The sequence below is a fragment of the Stenotrophomonas sp. K-6 genome, assembly GCF_056861555.1.
On the sequence record NZ_JBSPUC010000001.1, the window covers coordinates 443,264 to 462,332 of the forward strand.

19 protein-coding genes are annotated in these 19,069 nt (G+C 65.2%); 13 read left to right on the forward strand and 6 right to left on the reverse strand.

Going from position 1 to position 19,069, the window contains the following annotated elements; all coding sequences use genetic code 11:
• Positions 1-54: 54 nt before the first annotated feature.
• Entirely contained in the window at positions 55-831 is a 777-nt protein-coding gene (locus AC13F7_RS01945; protein ID WP_481470372.1) for a DUF481 domain-containing protein, read from the reverse strand.
• A 123-nt stretch (positions 832-954) separates the two neighbouring features.
• Complete coding sequence (locus AC13F7_RS01950) at positions 955-1,566, reverse strand: hypothetical protein (protein ID WP_346471287.1); 612 nt, start codon at positions 1,564-1,566, stop codon at positions 955-957.
• Positions 1,567-1,656: 90 nt separating this feature from the next.
• Between AC13F7_RS01950 and AC13F7_RS01955 the strand changes: the two genes are divergently transcribed.
• Together AC13F7_RS01955 and AC13F7_RS01960 are read left to right on the forward strand one after the other, a co-directional pair.
• Positions 1,657-2,622, forward strand: coding sequence for a helix-turn-helix transcriptional regulator (locus AC13F7_RS01955; protein ID WP_123730096.1), 966 nt, complete (start codon positions 1,657-1,659; stop codon positions 2,620-2,622).
• A 113-nt stretch (positions 2,623-2,735) separates the two neighbouring features.
• Positions 2,736-3,530, forward strand: coding sequence for a MetQ/NlpA family ABC transporter substrate-binding protein (locus AC13F7_RS01960; protein WP_482999082.1), 795 nt, complete (start codon positions 2,736-2,738; stop codon positions 3,528-3,530).
• Positions 3,531-3,583: 53 nt separating this feature from the next.
• Here AC13F7_RS01960 and glpK read toward each other — a convergent pair whose 3' ends face one another.
• From glpK to AC13F7_RS01975, 3 genes are all read right to left on the reverse strand, one after another.
• The gene (gene glpK / locus AC13F7_RS01965) at positions 3,584-5,083 is read right to left on the reverse strand and encodes a glycerol kinase GlpK (RefSeq protein WP_482999083.1); all 1,500 of its coding nucleotides are present in this window, start codon (positions 5,081-5,083) and stop codon (positions 3,584-3,586) included.
• 48 nt (positions 5,084-5,131) lie between these two features.
• Positions 5,132-6,625, reverse strand: coding sequence for a glycerol-3-phosphate dehydrogenase (gene glpD / locus AC13F7_RS01970; protein WP_482999084.1), 1,494 nt, complete (start codon positions 6,623-6,625; stop codon positions 5,132-5,134).
• Between the two features lie 147 nt (positions 6,626-6,772).
• Complete coding sequence (locus AC13F7_RS01975; protein WP_019183623.1) at positions 6,773-7,405, reverse strand: OmpW/AlkL family protein; 633 nt, start codon at positions 7,403-7,405, stop codon at positions 6,773-6,775.
• Positions 7,406-7,597: 192 nt separating this feature from the next.
• On the opposite strand from AC13F7_RS01975, the gene AC13F7_RS01980 reads away from it, so the two are divergent.
• From AC13F7_RS01980 to lpdA, 4 genes are all read left to right on the forward strand, one after another.
• Positions 7,598-8,119 carry a DNA-deoxyinosine glycosylase gene (locus tag AC13F7_RS01980; protein WP_481470375.1) on the forward strand — a complete coding sequence of 174 codons (522 nt, stop codon included), beginning with the start codon at positions 7,598-7,600 and terminating at the stop codon, positions 8,117-8,119.
• A gap of 166 nt (positions 8,120-8,285) precedes the next feature.
• Positions 8,286-9,689 (forward strand): dihydrolipoyllysine-residue acetyltransferase, encoded by a 1,404-nt coding sequence (gene aceF / locus AC13F7_RS01985; protein WP_482999085.1) that lies wholly within the window; start codon positions 8,286-8,288, stop codon positions 9,687-9,689.
• Complete coding sequence (locus AC13F7_RS01990) at positions 9,686-10,333, forward strand: hypothetical protein (protein ID WP_482999086.1); 648 nt, start codon at positions 9,686-9,688, stop codon at positions 10,331-10,333. Before aceF ends, AC13F7_RS01990 begins: the two co-directional genes overlap by 4 nt.
• A 17-nt stretch (positions 10,334-10,350) precedes the next feature.
• Entirely contained in the window at positions 10,351-12,165 is a 1,815-nt protein-coding gene (lpdA, locus tag AC13F7_RS01995) for a dihydrolipoyl dehydrogenase (protein WP_482999087.1), read from the forward strand.
• A 305-nt stretch (positions 12,166-12,470) separates the two neighbouring features.
• Here the strand turns inward: lpdA and AC13F7_RS02000 are convergent, their stop codons facing one another.
• Positions 12,471-13,289: a TonB-dependent receptor gene (locus AC13F7_RS02000; protein ID WP_346471295.1), complete on the reverse strand. Its 819-nt coding sequence runs from the start codon at positions 13,287-13,289 to the stop codon at positions 12,471-12,473.
• A gap of 539 nt (positions 13,290-13,828) precedes the next feature.
• Between AC13F7_RS02000 and AC13F7_RS02005 the strand changes: the two genes are divergently transcribed.
• From AC13F7_RS02005 to atpG, 7 genes are all read left to right on the forward strand, one after another.
• Positions 13,829-14,197 carry a hypothetical protein gene (locus AC13F7_RS02005; protein WP_172407534.1) on the forward strand — a complete coding sequence of 123 codons (369 nt, stop codon included), beginning with the start codon at positions 13,829-13,831 and terminating at the stop codon, positions 14,195-14,197.
• A 31-nt stretch (positions 14,198-14,228) separates the two neighbouring features.
• Complete coding sequence (atpB, locus tag AC13F7_RS02010; protein ID WP_019183631.1) at positions 14,229-15,023, forward strand: F0F1 ATP synthase subunit A; 795 nt, start codon at positions 14,229-14,231, stop codon at positions 15,021-15,023.
• A gap of 67 nt (positions 15,024-15,090) precedes the next feature.
• A complete protein-coding gene (atpE, locus tag AC13F7_RS02015) occupies positions 15,091-15,393 on the forward strand; it encodes a F0F1 ATP synthase subunit C (RefSeq protein ID WP_017354883.1) in 303 nt (100 codons plus the stop codon).
• Between the two features lie 111 nt (positions 15,394-15,504).
• A complete protein-coding gene (locus tag AC13F7_RS02020; protein ID WP_346471297.1) occupies positions 15,505-15,975 on the forward strand; it encodes a F0F1 ATP synthase subunit B in 471 nt (156 codons plus the stop codon).
• A gap of 3 nt (positions 15,976-15,978) precedes the next feature.
• Positions 15,979-16,506, forward strand: a complete 528-nt coding sequence (locus AC13F7_RS02025) for a F0F1 ATP synthase subunit delta (protein WP_123730107.1) — start codon at positions 15,979-15,981, stop codon at positions 16,504-16,506.
• Positions 16,507-16,550: 44 nt separating this feature from the next.
• On the forward strand, positions 16,551-18,098 hold the full coding sequence (atpA, locus tag AC13F7_RS02030) for a F0F1 ATP synthase subunit alpha (RefSeq protein ID WP_481470380.1): 1,548 nt from the start codon (positions 16,551-16,553) through the stop codon (positions 18,096-18,098).
• Between the two features lie 76 nt (positions 18,099-18,174).
• Positions 18,175-19,038 (forward strand): F0F1 ATP synthase subunit gamma, encoded by an 864-nt coding sequence (gene atpG, locus AC13F7_RS02035; RefSeq protein ID WP_123730109.1) that lies wholly within the window; start codon positions 18,175-18,177, stop codon positions 19,036-19,038.
• The last annotated feature ends 31 nt before the right edge of the window (positions 19,039-19,069 follow it).

Below are 19,069 nucleotides of genomic sequence, written 5' to 3' on the forward strand. Positions count from 1 at the left end.
GCCGGCCAGCGGCCGGCACTACATCGTGTGGTGGGCGCGGTGCGCCCGCCCCGATTACTTGAACTTGTAGACCACGTTCATGGTGGTCAGCGTGTCGGTCTTGCGCTTGTCTTCGGCAACGTCGCTGTTGTGACGTGCCTGCCAGCCGGCCTTCAGCGCCAGATGTTCGTTCATGCTCACCGACACGCCGAAATCATTCTGCGCGAAGGTGTTGTACGAGCCCGACTCGACCAGCAGCGTATTCACCAGATCGGTGTTCGGGGTCAGCGTGTACTTGAGATCGAACAGGCCACGGCCGATCAGGCCGGTACGGGTCGCGTCGTCTTCGGTGTTGTGGGTGCGGCGCACACCGGGGCCGATCTGCGCGTCCATGTAGAAGCGCTCACCGTCGATGATGCGGGTGCCGTAACCCAGACCGAACGAGCTCTGCCGGTCGTAGGTGGCAAAATCGTCGCGCTCGTATCGCACCGTCGCGGTGATCTGGCGGTGTTCGCCCAGCTGCAGCGCGCTGCCGGCACTGCCGGTGTAGCGGTTGGCGGTCGTGTTGCGGCGGCGGATGGTGGTGCCGTCATCGTTGGTATCGGTGTATTCCGAGCGCGAGCGCAGGCCGAACAGGTCCATGCTGTGCACCCAGTCATCATCGGTGTAGCGCAGGCGCAGACGACCGTTGAAGCTCTCGGTATTGCTGTTGCCGCGGGCCGAGGCAAAGCCCAGTTCACCGCCACTGCCGCTCCAGGGGGAGGTCATCGCTGCCAGTTCGGCAGCGTCCTGTGCATAAACCGCCGGGGCGCAGAGCAGCAGGGGAACAAGCAACGAAACGCGCAGGGACATCAACGGTTCTCCGTGATCGGACAAGGGGGGAGGGACAACAAGGGGGGGATGATACTTGATGCGTTCTGCGTCACATTCGGCGGCGAGTCCCGGCTTTAGGACCCGTTCGGCCTGGATCCCTGTTCAGGGAACATCGATACGCAGCGAGGCGTCGTCGAAGCGCGAGTAGGTGACGGTGATCCGGAACGCCTGCCCGTTGGTCTCGCCCTTGCGCTCGATCTGCACCGGCAGGCCCTGTGCATTGACCCAGTACAGCAGGCCGTCGGGGGCCGCAGTGGCGTGGCGCACCTCGTACTTATGCGCGCGCTGGCCACCGGCGCGGTCCTCGCCAAGATCGCGCACCGTCAGCTGCGCCGGCTGCAGATCGGCCGGCAGCGGGTTGCGCCACTGCGCCAGCATGCCTTCGGGCACCGGAATCTGGCGCACCTCGCCTGCACGCTGCAGGAAGAACGTGCCGCCGATGATGGTCTGCGGGCCGTCGTCGGTGATCAGCCGATAGCGGTCCGGGGCCACATAGTCCATCTGCGCCTCCACGGCGCGCGGGCCCTGCATCTTCATCACCGCATGGAAGCTGCGCAGCTGGCCGAAGCGCTGGCTGGCCGCCAGTACGGTACCGACCGGATCGGCCGCCGGTGCCGTTGCGGCAGGCACCGCGGCCGCCGGCGTTTCAGTGCGCCCACAGCCCCCCAGCAGCAGGGCGGCGGCAGACAGGGCAAGGGCAGGCAACAGGCGCATGACAGGTGGCAGCAGGTGATGGGGGCCCCACGATAGCTGAAGATGCAGCTGAAGCCGCCACAACGACGGCGACTCGGACATAATCGGGTCATGGACCGATATGAACGCATCAATGCCCTGCATCGCCTGCTCAAGTCCGCCCGTTACCCGGTAACGGTGGCGGCACTGCAGGAAAAACTGGAGTGTTCCCGCGCGACTGTCTACCGCGACCTGGCCTTCCTGCGCGATGCGCTGATGGCGCCGGTGGAAGGCGATGGCGAGGCGGGCTTCCGCTACCAGGCCGATGAGAGTGACCGCTTCGAGCTGCCGGGCCTGTGGCTGAGCTCGGAAGAGCTGCACGCGCTGCTGGCCTCCCAGCATCTGCTCTCGCGCACGGGCGGCGGTGTGCTGTCCTCGGTGCTGGCCCCGCTGCAGCAGCGCATCGAAGGCCTCCTGGCGGCACAGGCCGGCGTCTCGAGCTGGCCGGTCGATCGGGTCCGGGTGATCCCGCACCGGGGCCGCAAGTTCGATGAAGCCAGCTTCCGGGCCGTGGCCTCGGCGGTGCTGGAGCGCAAGCAGCTGGCCTTCGAGTACCGGGCCCGCTCCACCGATGAGGCGACCCAGCGCACCGTCTCGCCGCAGCGCATGACCCATTACCGCGACAACTGGTACCTCGATGCCTGGGATCACGGCCGCGAGGGCCTGCGCAGCTTCGCGGTGGACCGCATCTACAAAGCGCGCGTGATCGATACCACCGCGCGCGATGTGGACGAGACCGAGCTGGACGAGCAGCTGGGCGCCAGCTACGGGATCTTCTCCGGGCCGCCCAAGGGCTGGGCCACGATCGTGTTCAGTGCCAAAGCCGCACGCTGGGTGGCCGATGAGCATTGGCATTCCAAGCAGCAGGGCCGTTTCCTGCCCGATGGCCGCTATGAGCTGAAACTGCCTTACAGCGTCTCGCGCGAGCTGCTGATGGACGTGCTGCATTACGGCTCGGATGCGGAAATCGTCGAGCCGGTGATGCTGCGCGAACAGGCCAAAGCCCTGCTCGCGCTGGCGCTGACCAGTTACGAGTAAGCGGGCCACGCCGGCATCGGCTCATGCCGTGGGGTCATATGCCCCGGATTCCGCAAGGGCCGGGGCGTGCGGTATCGTGGGGCGTTGCTGCCCTTATGGATCCCGCTGCCCCCATGAAAAAGTACCTGCTGCTCCCGTTGCTTGTCGCCTCGCTGGCCCTGGCCGCCTGCGGCAAGCCGGCCAATGATTCCAAGAAGCTGGTGGTCGCCGCCACCGCGGTGCCGCACGCCGAAATCCTCGCCGTGGTCAAGCCGATCCTGGAAAAGGAAGGCCTGACCCTGGACGTGCGCGTGTTCAACGACTACGTGCAGCCCAACGACCAGCTGGTGCAGAAGCAGGTCGACGTGAACTACTTCCAGACCGAGCCCTATCTGGACGCCTACAACCGTGACCGCAAGACCGACCTGGTCAAGGTGATCGGCGTGCACATCGAGCCTTTCGGTGCGTACTCGCGTCGTTTCAAATCACTCGATGCCCTGCCCAACGGTGCCGATGTGGTGATCCCCAACGACCCGAGCAACAACAGCCGCGCGCTGATCCTGCTGCACAAGGCCGGCGTGATCACGCTCAAGGACCCGACCAATGCGCTGGCGACCCAGCGCGACATCATCGCCAACCCGAAGCAGCTCAAGTTCCGTGAGCTGGACTCGGCGATGCTGCCGCGCGTGCTGGACCAGGTGGATCTGGCCCTGATCAACACCAACTACGCGCTGGATGCCGGGCTCAACCCGACCCAGGATGCGCTGGCGATCGAAAGCAAGGATTCGCCGTACGTGAACTTCCTCGTCGCCCGCCCGGACAACAAGGATGATGCCCGCGTGCAGCAGTTGGCCAAGGCCCTGACCGGCCCGGAAGTGAAAGCCTTCATCGCCGAAAAGTACAAGGGCGCGGTCCTCCCGGCATTCTGACCGGCACCCACGGTAGCGCCACGCCCGCGCGGCAATGATCGCCGACGCGGGCGTCACCCCACCCGGAACCCCATCGTCGCCTCCACCGCCTGCTGCCAGCCGCTGTACAGCGCCTCGCGCTGATCCACCGGCATCTGCGGCGTGAAGCGGCGATCCACTGCCCATTGCTCGGCGATCTCCGCCCGGCTGCGCCAGAACCCGGTGGCCAGCCCGGCCAGATAGGCCGCGCCCAGCGCGGTGGTTTCGGCCACCTGCGGGCGCAGCACCGGCACGCCCAGGATGTCGCTCTGGAACTGCGCCATGAAGTCGTTGGCGATCGCGCCGCCATCGGCGCGCAGCTCCTTCAGTTCGATTCCCGCATCGGCCTGCATCGCCGCCAGCACGTCGCGGGTCTGGTAGGCCATCGATTCCACCGCCGCGCGGATGAAGTGCTCTTTGGTGGTGCCACGGGTCAGCCCGAACATCGCGCCGCGCACATCGCTGCGCCAGTAAGGCGCCCCCAGCCCCACGAAGGCTGGCACCAGGTACACACCGCCGTTATCGGCCGCACGCTCGGCGTAGGCCTGGCAGTCGCTGGATTTTCCGAACATGCGCAGCCCGTCGCGCAACCACTGCACCACCGAGCCGGCGACGAAGATCGAGCCTTCCAGCGCATATTCCACACATCCATCGAGGCCCCACGCGATGGTGGTGAGCAGGCCATTTTCGGACGTCACCGCCTTCTCGCCGGTGTTCATCAGCATGAAACAGCCGGTGCCATAGGTGTTCTTGGCCATGCCCGGCTCGAAGCAGGCCTGGCCGAACAGCGCGGCCTGCTGGTCGCCGGCGATGCCGGCAATCGGCAGGCGCTGATCGAAGAAGAACTGCGCCTGGGTGGTGGCATACACCTCGCTGGAACTGCGCACCTGCGGCAGCATCGCGCGCGGGATGTTGAACAGCGCCAGCAGCTCATCGTCCCACTGCAGCGCATGGATATCGAACAGCAGCGTGCGCGCGGCATTGGTGACATCGGTGACGTGCGCCTGGCCGCCGCTGAGGTTCCAGATCAACCAGCTGTCGATGGTGCCGAACAGCAGTTCGCCGCGTTCGGCGCGTGCCTGCGCACCCTCCACGTGATCGAGGATCCAGCGGATCTTGGTCGCCGAGAAATAGGCATCGATCAACAGCCCGGTCTTGCGCCGGATCAGCGGCTCGTGGTCATCGGCCTTGAGCTGTTCGCAGATCGCATGGCTCTGCCGCGACTGCCACACCACGGCGTTGTGGATCGGCTGGCCGGTGGCCTTGTCCCAGACCACTGTGGTCTCGCGCTGGTTGGTGATGCCGATACCGGCGATCGTGCGCGGGTCCACTTGGTGGCGGTTCAACAGCTCGGTGATCGTGGTGTAGACGCTGGTCAGGATTTCGCGCGGGTCATGCTCCACCCAGCCCGGCTGCGGGAAGATCTGGGTGAACTCGCGTTGCGCGCTGCCGGCGATGCGTCCGGCACGATCAAACAGGATGGCGCGCGAACTGGTCGTACCCTGGTCGATGGCGAGCACATAGTGCTTGTCCATGGTCTGCTCCGTGGAAATCGATGCCGTCAGGCGTAACAGGCGTACAGCCTACGGCATCGAAACGCGCGCCTGCAGGGTGGCGGCCAATGCCCCGCGCTGTTCGGCGTCCATGCGCAATCCCAAGTGGCTGCGGCGCCACAGCACGTCGTCGGCGGTGCGGGCCCATTCGTGCGCGATGAGGTAGTCCAGTTCGCAGTCGTAGAGGCCGCCGCCGTGGTGATGGCCCAACGCGTCGAGTGTCTGTGCGCCGGCGAGCAGCCCGACTGCACGGGTGCCGTAGCTGCTGGCCAGGCGCTGCAGCAGGGCAGGGGGCAGGCGCGGGTGGTCACGCTGCAGCGCCTCGGCCATGTCAGTGGCCGTGCCGCCATCGCCCCCGGGCAACGGCGGCCCACCGGCGGTCCACGCCGCGCCCATCTCCGGCAGCGCGGGTGAGAGCCGCCCCAGCGCGTCCTCGGCCAGTGCGCGGTAGGTGGTGAGCTTGCCGCCCAGCACGCTCAGCAGCGGCGCGCCGGCGGTATCCAGGTCCAACCGATAGTCGCGGGTGACCCGCGATGCATCGCGGTGGTGATCGGCCAATAGCGGTCGCACCCCGCTGTAGCGCCAGACGATGTCCGCCTCGCGTACCGGAACCCGGACGAACCGGTTCACCGCGTCAAGCAGATAGGCCTGTTCGTCGGCGCGGGGCTGCACCTGCGCCGGGTCACCGTCGTAGTCGGTATCGGTGGTGCCGATCAGGGTGAAGTCCTGCTCGAAGGGAATGGCGAACACCACGCGCTGGTCGGGCTGCTGGAACAGGTAAGCGCTGTCGTGTGCGAACAGGCGTGGGACCACCAGGTGGCTGCCCTGCACGAGCCGCAGACCCAGCGGCGCATCCAGTCCGGCACGCTCCAGCACCGTGCCCGCCCATGGGCCACTCGCGTTGACCACGCACCGGGCGCGAAGCCGCTGCACATCCCCGTTGGCGGTGCGCAGTACCGCCCACCAATGATCGCGGTGACGGATCAATTGTTCGCAGCGGGTACGTGTGCGGATGTCGGCGCCGCGCTCCTTCGCATCAAGCGCGTTGAGCACCACCAGCCGGGCATCGTTGACGCGTGCATCGGCATAGGTGAAGCCGGTCCGGTAGGCGGGCTGCAATGCAGCGCCGCTCGGATCGCGCTGCAGGTCTATGCGCTGGGAGGCCGGGAAGTGGGGATGGGTACGGCCGAGGTGGTCATACAGCCACAGCCCCGCGCGCAGCATCCAGGCCGGGCGCAGATGGCGCGCGTGTGGAAGGACGAAGAGGGTCGGGGCAATGAGATGCGGCGCGAGCTGACGCAGTGTTTCGCGCTCGTTGAGCGCCTTGCGTACCAGGGCGAACTCGCCCTGCTGCAGATAGCGCAGGCCGCCATGGATCAACTTGGTACTGGCGCTGGAGGTATGCGCGGCCAAGTCATCCTGCTCACACAGGCAGACCGACAGGCCGCGTCCCGCTGCGTCGCGGGCAATGCCGGCGCCGTTGATGCCGCCGCCCACCACCAGCATGTCGAAGGACTCGCGCATCGGCTCCCCGTAGCCGGACCGGCGTGGTCCGTGGTGGGTGCCAGTGTCGGCCAGCGACCGGAAAAGCGGGATGAAAGTGGCCCCTCCAACGACAACGGGCCCGCGAGGGGCCCGTTGTGCGTACTACGTGGCGCGAAAACGGCGTGCTTAGAAGCGCGCGCCGATGCCGAAGCCCACGGTCCACGGATCCAGCTTAGCCTTGTCGCCGGTGCCTTCACCGTTGACGGTCAGCTCCGGGCGCGAATGCATGTAACGGGCATCGGCACGGGCGAACCAGGTGCTGTTGATGTTCATGTCCACGCCGACGGTGCCGATCGCGCCCTTGGCGGTCTTGACACCGATGTGGCCGATGTCGCTGGCGAGGTCTTCATTGCTGAAGTTGGACTCGTAGTAACCGGCGCCCACGAACGGACGGAACACATTGTCGGCCTGGCCGAAGTGGTACTGGCCGCTCAGCGCGATCGGCTGCTGCTCGACCGTGCCCAGGCGGGCGCCATCGGTGCCGCGCACGCGGTGGTCGAACTTGTCGGCTGCGCCCCACAGTTCCACGGCCCAGTTGTCGTTGATGTAATAGCTGAAGCTCAGGGTCGGGGCCGGGCCGCCGTCCACCTTGCGCACGCCATCGAGCGGATCGTTCTTCGGCTGCAGCAGCGAGACGCCGCCGACCACGGCGAAGTGCTTGCCAGAAGCGGTATCAACAGTGCTGTCCTGCGCGAAAGCGGCCGGCGCAAAAGCAAGGGCAGTCAGGGTAGCCAGGGTCAGGGTACGGATGGAGCGCATGGGGGAATCTCCTCAGGATGTTTTTGTTCTGGGCCCCGGTGTGTTGGGGCGAGGCAACCGTAGTCCCCGCAATCTGAATCGCGTCCGACGCACGTTAAAATTTAGTTGTTTTCATTCAGCGATCAGTGCGAAATCGCTGTATTTACAGGCGATCATGCAACTCCTGACATTCATGCATCTGGCGATGGTGTGATGGAAACGACAACGTGCATCGGCTTCCCTGCGCAGCTGAACGCCGACTGCCGCGTGCTGGTACTCGGTTCGATGCCGGGTGTCGCCTCGCTGCAGGCCGCGCAGTACTACGCCCATCCGCGCAATCGTTTCTGGCCGTTGATGGGCGTGCTGTGCGGGATCGACGCGACGCTTTCTTATCCCGATCGCGTGCGCGCATTGAACGCGCGCGGCGTGGGCGTGTGGGATGTGATCGGGCAGTGCGAGCGACGCGGCAGCCTGGATGCGTCGATCGTGCGCGGCAGTGAGGTTCCCAATGCGCTGGCTGCACGGATCGACGGATTGCCTGCGCTGCGTGCGATCGCCTGCAATGGCGGCACCGCGTTCCGGGCGTTCCAGCGTTTCATCGTGCCGGCGCTGCTCGATGTGGCGCGCCAGGTGCCGGTATGGTCGCTGCCCTCCACCAGCCCGGCCAACGCGGCCTGGCCGTTGCCCCGGCTGGTGGAGGCATGGCAACCGCTGGCCGATGCCATCCGGCGCTGAGGCGGGGACAGCGCTGGACAATACGGTGCCGACTGGAACCAAAGCAGATGGCTGCAACAGGCTGTCCCGGGACAGCGGCGCTGAAAATTCGCCAAGCTGGTTGGCGCTGGCGCGCGAAGCCCCCACAATAGGCGATTCCCTACACCAGATTGCCGGAGTTTTCCCCATGGCCGAAATCAAGGAAGCACTTGTCCCCGATATCGGTGACTACAGCGATATCCCGGTAATCGAGGTGCTGGTCGCCGTTGGAGATACCGTCAAGAAAGACCAGGGTCTGGTGACGCTGGAATCGGACAAGGCCACGATGGAAGTGCCGTCCTCGGTGGCCGGTATCGTCAAGGAAATCAAGGTCAAGATCGGCGACAACCTCTCCGAGGGCAAGCTCGTGGCGCTGATCGAAGTCAGCGACGAGGCCGCCGCGCCGGCCGCTGCTGCCGCGCCGGCCCCCGCCGGCAAGACCGACGCCGCCGAGACCGCGACCAAGGTCGAACCCGTCGCCACCCCGGCCGAGCCGGACAAGCTGGCCGCCCGTGATATCGAGCAGTCCGCCGCCAAGCCGACCCAGCCGGCCCCGGCCGCCGCTGCCCCGTCGGGTGGCTCGCCGACCAGCCCGCCGGTCGCCTTCAATGCCGACAGCGTGCTGCCGCAGAAGGTGCCCTACGCCTCGCCGGCCGTGCGCGTGTTCGCCCGCGAGCTGGGCGTGGACCTGAACCAGCTGAGCGGCACCGAGAAGGGTGGCCGCATCACCAAGTCCGACGTGCAGAAGTTCGTCAAGTCGGCCCTGGCCGGCGGCGGCGCGGCCACCGGCGGTACCGTGGCGGCCGGTGGCGGCCTGAACCTGCTGGCCTGGCCGAAGGTCGACTTCAGCAAGTTCGGTGAGGTCGAGGTCCAGCCGCTGTCGCGGATCAAGAAGATCTCGGGCGCGAACCTGGCCCGCAACTGGGCGATGATTCCGCATGTCACCCAGTTCGAACAGGCCGACATCACCGAGCTGGAAGCCCTGCGCGTGGCTCTGAACAAGGAAAACGAGAAGGCCGGCATCAAGCTGACCATGCTCGCCTTCCTGGTCAAGGCGAGCGCCGCGGCGCTGAAGAAGTTCCCGGAGTTCAACGCCTCGCTGGATGCCAGCGGCGAGAACCTGACCCTGAAGAAGTACTTCAACATCGGTTTCGCGGCCGATACGCCGAGCGGCCTGGTCGTGCCGGTGATCCGCGACGTTGACAAGAAGGGTGTGGTGCAGATCGCGCAGGAATCCGGCGAACTGGCCAAGAAGGCCCGCGACGGCAAGCTCGGCCCGGCCGACATGAGCGGTGGCTGCTTCTCGATCAGCTCGCTGGGCGGCATCGGTGGCACTGCGTTCACCCCGATCGTCAATGCACCGGAAGTGGCCATCCTGGGCGTGTCCAAGTCGTCGATCCAGCCGGTCTGGAACGGCAAGGAATTCGCGCCGAAGCTGATGCTGCCGCTGTCGCTGAGCTATGACCACCGCGTCATCGACGGCGCGCTGGCCGCCCGCTTCACCACTTACCTCTCGCAGGTGCTGGCCGACATGCGGCGCGTCCTGCTGTGAAGCAGGGCCTGGTCCTGGCCGGGCTGCTGATGGCGCTGCCGATGGCGCAGGCGGGCGCGCGCGAATGCGCGTCTGACCTGGGCCATGGCTGGCCACCGGCGGTCGGCAACTATGGCCAGGCAGTGGAAACCCTGTTCGATGGCAAGGCGCAACCGGCGCTGTCGCTGGTCAGCCTGCCCAAGAGCGGCGTGGAGACCGGCGTGGCATTGCTGCCCGGCACCCAGGACCAGGAATGGACCCTGCGCTACAGCCGGGCCGACAAGCGCGTCTACAACTGGAACAGCGGCGCCCGCCAGGGCGGCGTGGAACTGCGCGTGGACCAGGAGCCGGACCAGTACCAGGTCAGCATCCCGGCGCCGTTGGCGCAGCGGTTGCTGCACAGCTGGCAGGCCGCATTGGCCGCGCAGGTCCCAGGCGACCGCAAGGCGCCGGTGCTGGAGGGTGATGTGCTGTCCTTCACCGTGGATGGCCAGCGTTACAGCGGCACCCGGCCCCAATGCGGTGCGGGCCGGCTGATGATGAAACAGGTGGCGCTGCTGATCGAAGCCAGCGACACCAAGGAAAAGAAGCTCGACCGTCGCTGGAAAGATTTGGACGAGTCGCTCGACGAACTGCAGCAACTGCTCGGCGGCAAGGCCGGCTGAGCACCAGGAGAACACGAATGGCCGCAATTGAAATCAAGGTTCCCGACATCGGCGATTACAGCGGTGTCCCGGTGATCGAACTGCTGGTCGCCGTGGGTGACACGGTGAAGAAGGACCAGGGGCTGGTCACGCTGGAATCGGACAAGGCAACGCTGGAAGTGCCGTCCTCGGCCGCTGGCGTGGTCAAGGAAATCAAGGTCAAGCTCGGCGACAACCTCTCCGAAGGCGACGTCGTGCTGCTGCTGGAGGCCGAAGGCGAGGCTGCCGCACCGGCTGCGCCGGCCAAGGCCGAAGCGCCCAAGGCCGAGGCCGCCCCGGCCAGCAAGCCGCCGGTGACCCCGTCGCACCGCGCCCCGGCCGAACCGGCCGCGCCGCAGCCGGCGCTGTCCTCGGGCAAGCCGGCCGACATCGAATGCAAGATGGTGGTGCTGGGCGCAGGCCCGGGCGGGTACACCGCCGCCTTCCGTTCGGCCGATCTGGGCGTGGATACCGTGCTGATCGAGCGTTACGCCAGCCTCGGCGGCGTCTGCCTCAACGTGGGCTGCATCCCGTCCAAGGCGCTGCTGCATGCCGCCGCGGTGATCGACGAAGTCGCCCACGCCGGTGATTTCGGCGTGGAGTTCGGCAAGCCGACCATCACCCTGGACAAGCTGCGCAGCTACAAGGAAAAGGTGGTCACCCAGCTGACCAAGGGCCTGGCCGGCATGGCCAAGCAGCGCAAGGTGCGCACCGTGCAGGGCCTGGCGAAGTTCGTCTCGGCCAACGAGCTGGAGATCGTGGGCGACGACGGCAAGACCCAGCTGCTGCGTTTCGAGCAGTGCATCATCGCCGCCGGTTCGCAGGCAGTGAAGCTGCCGAACTTCCCGTGGGACGACGAGCGCGTCATGGACTCCACCGATGCGCTGGAGCTGGCCGACGTGCCGGGTTCGCTGCTGGTGGTCGGTGGCGGCATCATCGGCCTGGAAATGGCGACGGTGTATGCGGCGCTGGGTAGCAAGGTGACCGTGGTCGAGTTCATGGACCAGCTGATGCCGGGCGCCGACAAGGACCTGGTCAAGCCGCTGGCCGATCGCCTGAAGAAGCAGGGCGTGGAGGTCCACCTGAAGACCAAGGCGACCGACGTCAAGGCCGACAAGGCCGGCATCACCGTGTCCTTCGAAGCCGCGGTGGAAGGTGAAAAGCCGGGTCTGGACGCCAGCACCTTCGACCGCGTGCTGGTCGCGGTGGGCCGCTCGCCGAACGGCAAGAAGATCGATGCCGAGAAGGCCGGCGTGCAGGTCACCGACCGTGGCTTCATCCCGGCCGACCGCCAGATGCGCACCAACGTGCCGCACATCTTTGCGATCGGCGACATCGTCGGCAACCCGATGCTGGCCCACAAGGCCACGCACGAGGGCAAGCTGGCCGCGGAAGTGGCTTCCGGCGAGAAGAAGGAATGGGTGGCGCGCGTGATTCCGTCGGTGGCCTACACCAATCCGGAAATCGCGTGGGTGGGCGTGACCGAAACCGAAGCCAAGGCCAAGGGCCTGAAGGTCGGCGTGGCCAAGTTCCCGTGGGCCGCCAGCGGCCGCGCGATCGGCATCGGCCGGACCGAAGGCTTCACCAAGCTGATCTTCGACGAAGAAACGCACCGCATCATCGGTGGTGCGATCGTCGGCGTGCATGCCGGTGACCTGCTGGCCGAGATCGGTCTGGCGATCGAGATGGGTGCGGAGGCTGAAGACATCGGCCACACCATCCACGCCCATCCGACGCTGAGTGAATCGGTGGCGATGGCGGCGGAAATCTACGACGGCACGATCACCGATCTGTACATGCCGAAGAAGAAGTAATTGGGCGATCACCGCTGTTGGTGGTGGCTCCGCTTCAACGAAAAACCCCGGTGAAAGCCGGGGTTTTTTGTTGCTGACCTCCCGGCGGCCACCGGGATTCTGTCAAGGCGGGCACGGATACCCTGTGGGGCGAAATCAAGGAGGAGGTGACGGCCACAGGCCGTCGCCGGGGGACATTCGCACGACAGGGTATCCGTGGCCGACCCCCAAACAACCCGCAGTTGCTCCCCAAACCAAAGCGCACAAAAAAACGCGGCCCCGATATTTCGGAGGCCGCGCTTGGAGAGAGAGGTGTTGCGAAGGGCTTAGAAGACGAAGCTGACGCCCGCCACCGGACCCTTGAACTCCTGCTTCAGACCGATCGTGCCATCGCTGCCGGTCTGATCCACGTCCAGCTTGAACCAGTCGTAGCCGGCGAACACGCCGAAGTTCTTGGTGAAGCGGTAATCGACGATCGCATTGGCACGGCTCAGATCGCCGTCGTAATCGTCGAAGTTGCCCCACTTGGTGTTCAGGTACTGGCCCTGGAAGGTGATCATCCACTTCTCGGACGGGGTGAAGCTCAGACGTGCGCCAACCACCGGGGCGACACCGTCGGCCTTCTCGTCCAGGAACTCGCCCTGGTACAGATCACCCACATCGGCATACGCCTTGGTGCTGACCTTGGCGTACTCGGCACCCAGCTGCAGGCCCAGGTCGAACTTGTCGGTATCCACCACCGAGTAGTCATACACCAGGCTGGCCACCTGATACTTCAGCTCACCCTTGATGAAGCTGCCGGCCGGCACATTGGTATCACCGAAGCTCACGCCCTGATCGAGGGTCTCGCGGCGATCCTTGTCGTACTTGAAGTAGTTGAACAGCAGGCGCTGACGGTTGCTGATGCGGAACATGCCGTCAATGCGCGGCTCCCATTCCTTGCCACCGAGGCCGAAATCTTCGGAGAAGCCAACGTCCTGGCCCGCGATGTTGGTGTTGCCGCGGATCGTGTTGTCCGAATCGATCTGCATCGCACCCAGACGCAGCGCGAAGCGGTCATCGCCCTCGGCAGCGTGGGACGGGGCGGCGTAGGAGAGTGCGGCCAGAGCGACTGGCACGGCAAGCAGGGAGAGCATCGGGCGCATCGGGGGTCCTTGCGGTGGTTCTAAGTGATGTGCCGTCACATTGCCCACTGCGACGTCCACCATTCGTGAAGGTATGGTGGACGCTGTGTGTACCGTTCATGCGTGCCGGGCGACCGCAGGTCCGCGCGCTGGCCGTTTGCGGGTCAAATCGCCGTTCATGTCGGGCCCGGCATCGCCAGATCCGTGATCACGCCGCCCGCGGCTCAAAAAAGAGGGTGGCCCCGGAGAGGGCTTCGGGGCCACCCTGTACCAGCCCGCTCGCGGGACGCCGACGAGGATTCAACGGCAGGCTCATGGATCTGACAGTGGTGGGTGGCCAAAGTTCAACGTGCTGCACTGCCGCATCGAGCCACTCCCGCGCAAACCGATTGGACCGCAGGTGGCACAGGCACGCGCGAGGCCCCAGCGGCGGGGGTGCATCCGGGATGAACAGGCAGCGGTTGTCTCTCAAATTGTCCCATTGCTATAATTTGGCGGCTCGACGAGGCGTTTGCTTGCGGCCTCGGCCTTTCCTACTCACAACCATGCAGGACATTCACGTGCTGAACTCCGTTGACGCGGGTCGGCGACTGATGCTGCGCGCAGCGGTTTACCCGCTGGCTGCAGTGGCTGTCCTGGCTCTGGCCCTGCTGCTGTGGGGTGGCCCGAAGGCAGCCCTGGGAGCGTTGCTCTCCGGCGTGGCGGTTTCTGCCGCTGGCTGGGTCGCCGCGCGGATGGCGCTGGGCGGCGGGGTGCAGGCGGCAGGTTCGGCGATGACCCGCCTGATCCTGGCGGTGGTGGCAAAGTGGGTGCTCGTATTCGGCGTCCTGATGGTGGGGTTCCTGGTCTTCAAGCTGCCTGCATTGGCGCTGCTGGCCGGTATCGCCGTCGGGTTGATGTTCCAGGTCCTGGCTCTGGCCAGGCGCTGATCCAATTTATTTAACTCAAGGTTCCGGACACATGGCAGGCGAGGCGCTGACACCCACCTCCTACATCCAACATCACCTGCACAACCTGACGTTCCATATGCAGGAAGGTGGTTTCTGGGCAATTCACGTCGACACCATTGTGACTTCGGTCCTGATGGGTTTGTTGATGGTGTTTGGCTTCTGGATGGCAACCCGCAAGGCCACGGCCGGCGTCCCGGGCAAGTGGCAGGCGTTCGTCGAGATCTGCCTGGAGTTCGTTGACCGCCAGGCCAAGGACACCTACCACGGCACCAGCAAGCTGGTGACCCCGATCGCGATCACCCTGTTCTTCTGGATCCTCATGATGAATCTCATCAAGATGATCCCTGCCGACTTCATCGCGCTGCCGCTGGAAGCCCTGGGCGTGCCGTACTGGAAGCCGGTCCCGACCGCCGACGTCAATGCCACCCTGGGCATGTCGATCAGCGTGTTCTTCCTGATGCTGTTCTTCGCGCTGCGTTCCAAGGGCCTGGGTGGTTTCACCAAGGAATTCCTGACCGCGCCGTTCGGCAAGTGGATGATGCCGTTCAACCTGATCCTCAACATCGTCGAATGGCTGAGCAAGCCGATTTCGCTGGCGATGCGACTGTTCGGCAACATGTTCGGCGGCGAAATCGTCTTCCTGCTGATCTGGGTGCTGGGCGGTGCTGGTATCGCCGGTGCTATTGCAGGCGGTGCATTCGGCCTGGGCTGGATGCTGTTCCACCTGCTGGTGATTCCGCTGCAGGCGTTCATCTTCATGATGTTGTCCATCGTGTACCTGAGCCTGTCGGAAGACGCTCACTGAGTTTTCGCTTCACCCTTCATCCGTTTGTTTCTAAACCCTTAGCTATTCAAAGTTCCAGGAGAAAACCATGTACTTCGCCGTCCTGACCAACCTCGCCCAAGTCCAGAGCTCCACCGTCCTCGCCGTCGGCATCATGATCGGCCTGGCCGCGCTGGGTGCCGGTCTCGGTCTGGCCATCATGGCCGGTAAGTTCCTGGAATCGGCTGCCCGTCAGCCGGAACTGATTCCGGTTCTGCAGGTCCGCATGTTCATCACCGCCGGCCTGATCGACGCCGCGTTCATCATCTCGGTCGCCGTCGGCCTGCTGCTGGCCTTCGCCAACCCGATGATCGGCGAGTTCGTTGCACGCCTGCCGCAGGTTGCTGGTTAATCCAGCAACAGCGAAACGATCAGGCGCCTTGTGCGCCTGATCGCGGATGAAGGATCGGATGCGCCGCCACGGCGGCCCATCCACCCCGTCACCCCCGATTGAGCGAACCCCATGGATATCGGTTTTACCCTCGTTGCCCAGGGACTGGCATTTGCCGGTCTGATCTGGATCATCGCGACCAAGATCTGGCCGCCGTTGATGAACGCCATCGAAGAGCGTCAGCAGAAGATCGCTGAAGGCCTCGCCGCTGCTGACCGCAGCCAGAAGGATCTGGCCCAGGCGCAGGAAAAGGTCAACGATGCCCTGAAGGATGCGCGCACCAAGGCCAACGAGATCATCGATCAGGCCCACGCCCGCGCCAACCAGATCGTTGATGCTGCCAAGAACGAAGCCATCGTCGAAGCGACCCGCCAGAAAGATCTGGCCTACGCCGAGATCGACGCTGCCGCCAACCGTGCCCGTGAAGATCTGCGCAAGCAGGTGTCCGCGCTGGCCGTGAGCGGTGCCGAAAAGCTGCTCAAGCGCGAAATCGACGCCAACGCCCACAAGGCGCTGCTCGACGAGCTGGCATCGGAGATCTGATCGATGAGCCAGGCCCTCACGCTTGCACGCCCGTATGCCCGCGCCGCGTTCGCGACCGCGCGCGACGAAGGCACGTTCGCGCCGTGGTCGGACGCGCTTGCGTTCTCCGCCCACGTAGCTGCCGACCCGCGCGTGGCGGCCCTGCTGTCGAACCCGGAGCTGGAGCGCGACGCCGCCGTCGCGCTGCTGGTTCCGGAATCGTCCAGCGAGACCTTCGGTCGCTTCCTGGCCGTGCTGGCCGATGCGCACCGTCTGCCGCTGCTGCCGGAAATCGCCGGTATGTACGACCAGCTGCGCGCTGAAGCCGAACACGTGGTCAAGGCCACCGTGACCTCGGCCTCGGAACTGTCCGGCGCCGAACTGGACGCCATCAAGGCCGCGCTGCGCAAGCGCTTCGGCCGCGAGGTGGACGTGACGACCGCGGTCGATGCGTCGCTGATCGGCGGTGCCGTGATCGACGCCGGCGATGTGGTCATCGATGGCTCGCTCAAGGGCAAGCTGTCGCGCCTGCAGACCGCGCTCGCTAACTGAATTCATTTAACGTCCGGCGTGACCGCCGGCACTAGGACTTGACGATGGCAACCACGCTCAACCCCTCCGAAATCAGCGAACTGATCAAGAACCGCATCGAGAAGGTCAAGCTGGCCGCGGAATCGCGCAACGAAGGCACCGTGACCAGCGTGTCCGACGGCATCGTGCGCATCTTCGGTCTGGCCGACGTGATGCAGGGCGAAATGATCGAACTGCCGAACAACACCTTCGCCCTGGCCCTGAACCTGGAGCGCGACTCGGTCGGCGCCGTGGTCCTGGGTGATTACCAGAACCTGCGCGAAGGCGACGTGGCCAAGACCACCGGTCGCATCCTGGAAGTGCCGGTGGGTCCGGAAATGCTGGGTCGCGTGGTCAACGCGCTCGGTGAGCCGATCGACGGCAAGGGCCCGATCGCGGCCAAGCTGTCCGCTCCGGTGGAGCGTGTGGCCCCGGGCGTGATCTGGCGCAAGTCCGTCGACCAGCCGGTACAGACCGGTTACAAGTCGGTCGACTCCATGATCCCGATCGGCCGTGGCCAGCGCGAGCTGGTCATCGGTGACCGCCAGACCGGCAAGACCGCCCTGGCCATCGATGCGGTGATCAACCAGAAGGCAACCGGCATCAAGTGCGTGTACGTCGCGATCGGCCAGAAGGCCTCGACCGTGGCCAACATCGTGCGCAAGCTGGAAGAGAACGGCGCCCTGGCGCATACCGTGGTGGTCGCTGCGACCGCATCCGAATCGGCCGCGATGCAGTACATCAGCGCCTACTCGGGCTGCACCATGGGCGAGTACTTCATGGACCGCGGCGAAGACGCGCTGATCGTGTACGACGATCTGTCCAAGCAGGCCGTTGCCTACCGCCAGATCTCGCTGCTGCTGAAGCGTCCGCCGGGCCGTGAAGCCTACCCGGGTGACGTGTTCTACCTGCACTCCCGCCTGCTCGAGCGCGCTGCCCGCGTGTCCGAAGAGTATGTGGAAAAGTTCACCAACGGCGCCGTCACGGGCAAGACCGGCTCGCTCACCGCGCTGCCGATCATCGAAACCCAGGCCGGTGACGTCTCGGCGTTCGTGCCGACCAACGTGATCTCGATCACCGACGGCCAGATCTTCCTGGAAACCGATCTGTTCAACTCCGGCATCCGCCCGGCCGTGAACGCCGGTATCTCGGTGTCGCGCGTCGGTGGTGCGGCCCAGACCAAGATCATCAAGAAGCTGTCCGGCGGCATCCGTATCTCGCTGGCGCAGTACCGCGAGCTGGCTGCGTTCGCGCAGTTCGCCTCGGATCTGGACGAAGCCACCCGCAAGCAGCTCGAGCGCGGTCAGCGCGTCACCGAGCTGATGAAGCAGAAGCAGTACGCGCCGATGTCGATCGCCAACCAGGCGCTGACCATCTACGCCGTCAACGAGGGTTACCTCGACGACGTGCCGGTCAGCAAGCTGTTGGCGCTGGAAGAAGGCCTACATGCCCACTTCGCCAACACCCAGGGCGAGCTGATCGAGAAGGTCAACGCCACCGGCGGTTGGGACAACGATATCGAGGCTGCCTTCAAGAAGGGCATCACCGAGTTCAAGACCACCGGCAGCTGGTAAGCCGCATGTAGAGCGGGGCTCAGCCCCGCTTCACTGTGACAAAGCGGGGCACCCCTCCGCTCTACGGGAATAAGAGATGGCAAGCGGACGCGAAATCAAAACCAAGATCAAGAGCGTGCAGAACACCCGCAAGGTGACGCGCGCGCTCGAAATGGTCTCGGCCTCCAAAATCCGCAAGGCGCAGGAGCGGATGAAGACGTCGCGTCCGTATGCGCAGGCGATGAAGCAGGTGATCGGTCACCTGGCCCAGGCCAGCACCGATTACCAGCATCCGTTCCTGGTCCAGCGTGACGAGGTCAAGCGGGTCGGTTACATCGTGATCTCCTCCGACCGCGGTCTGGCCGGCGGCCTGAACAACAACCTGTTCCGCAAGATGCTGGGCGAAGTGCGCCAGTACCAGGAAAAGGGCGCCGAGATCGACGTGGTCACCGTCGGCCAGAAGGCTTCGACCTTCTTCCGCCGGGTCAAGGTCAACATGGTCGGCAGCGTCACCCACATGGGCGATGTGCCGCACCTGGAACAGCTGATCGGCGTGATCAAGGTGATGCTCGATGCCTTCACCGAGGGCAAGGTCGACCGCGTGTACCTGGTCTACAACCGCTTCATCAACACGATGACGCAGAAGGCCAGCTTCGATCAGCTGCTGCCGTTGCCGGCCGCTGAGAAGCAGGTCGCGCATCACGACTGGGACTACCTGTACGAACCCGATGCCGCGACCGTGCTCGAGCACGTGATGACGCGTTACGTCGAGTCGCTGGTGTACCAGGCCGTGCTGGAAAACGTGGCCTCCGAGCATGCGGCACGCATGGTGGCGATGAAGTCGGCCAGTGACAACGCGAACAAGCTGATCGGAACCCTGCAGCTGGTCTACAACAAGGCCCGCCAGGCAGCGATCACCCAGGAAATCTCCGAAATCGTCGGCGGCGCGGCAGCAGTCTGACGCGCACAGTCAAAGCACACATTAGAGGATT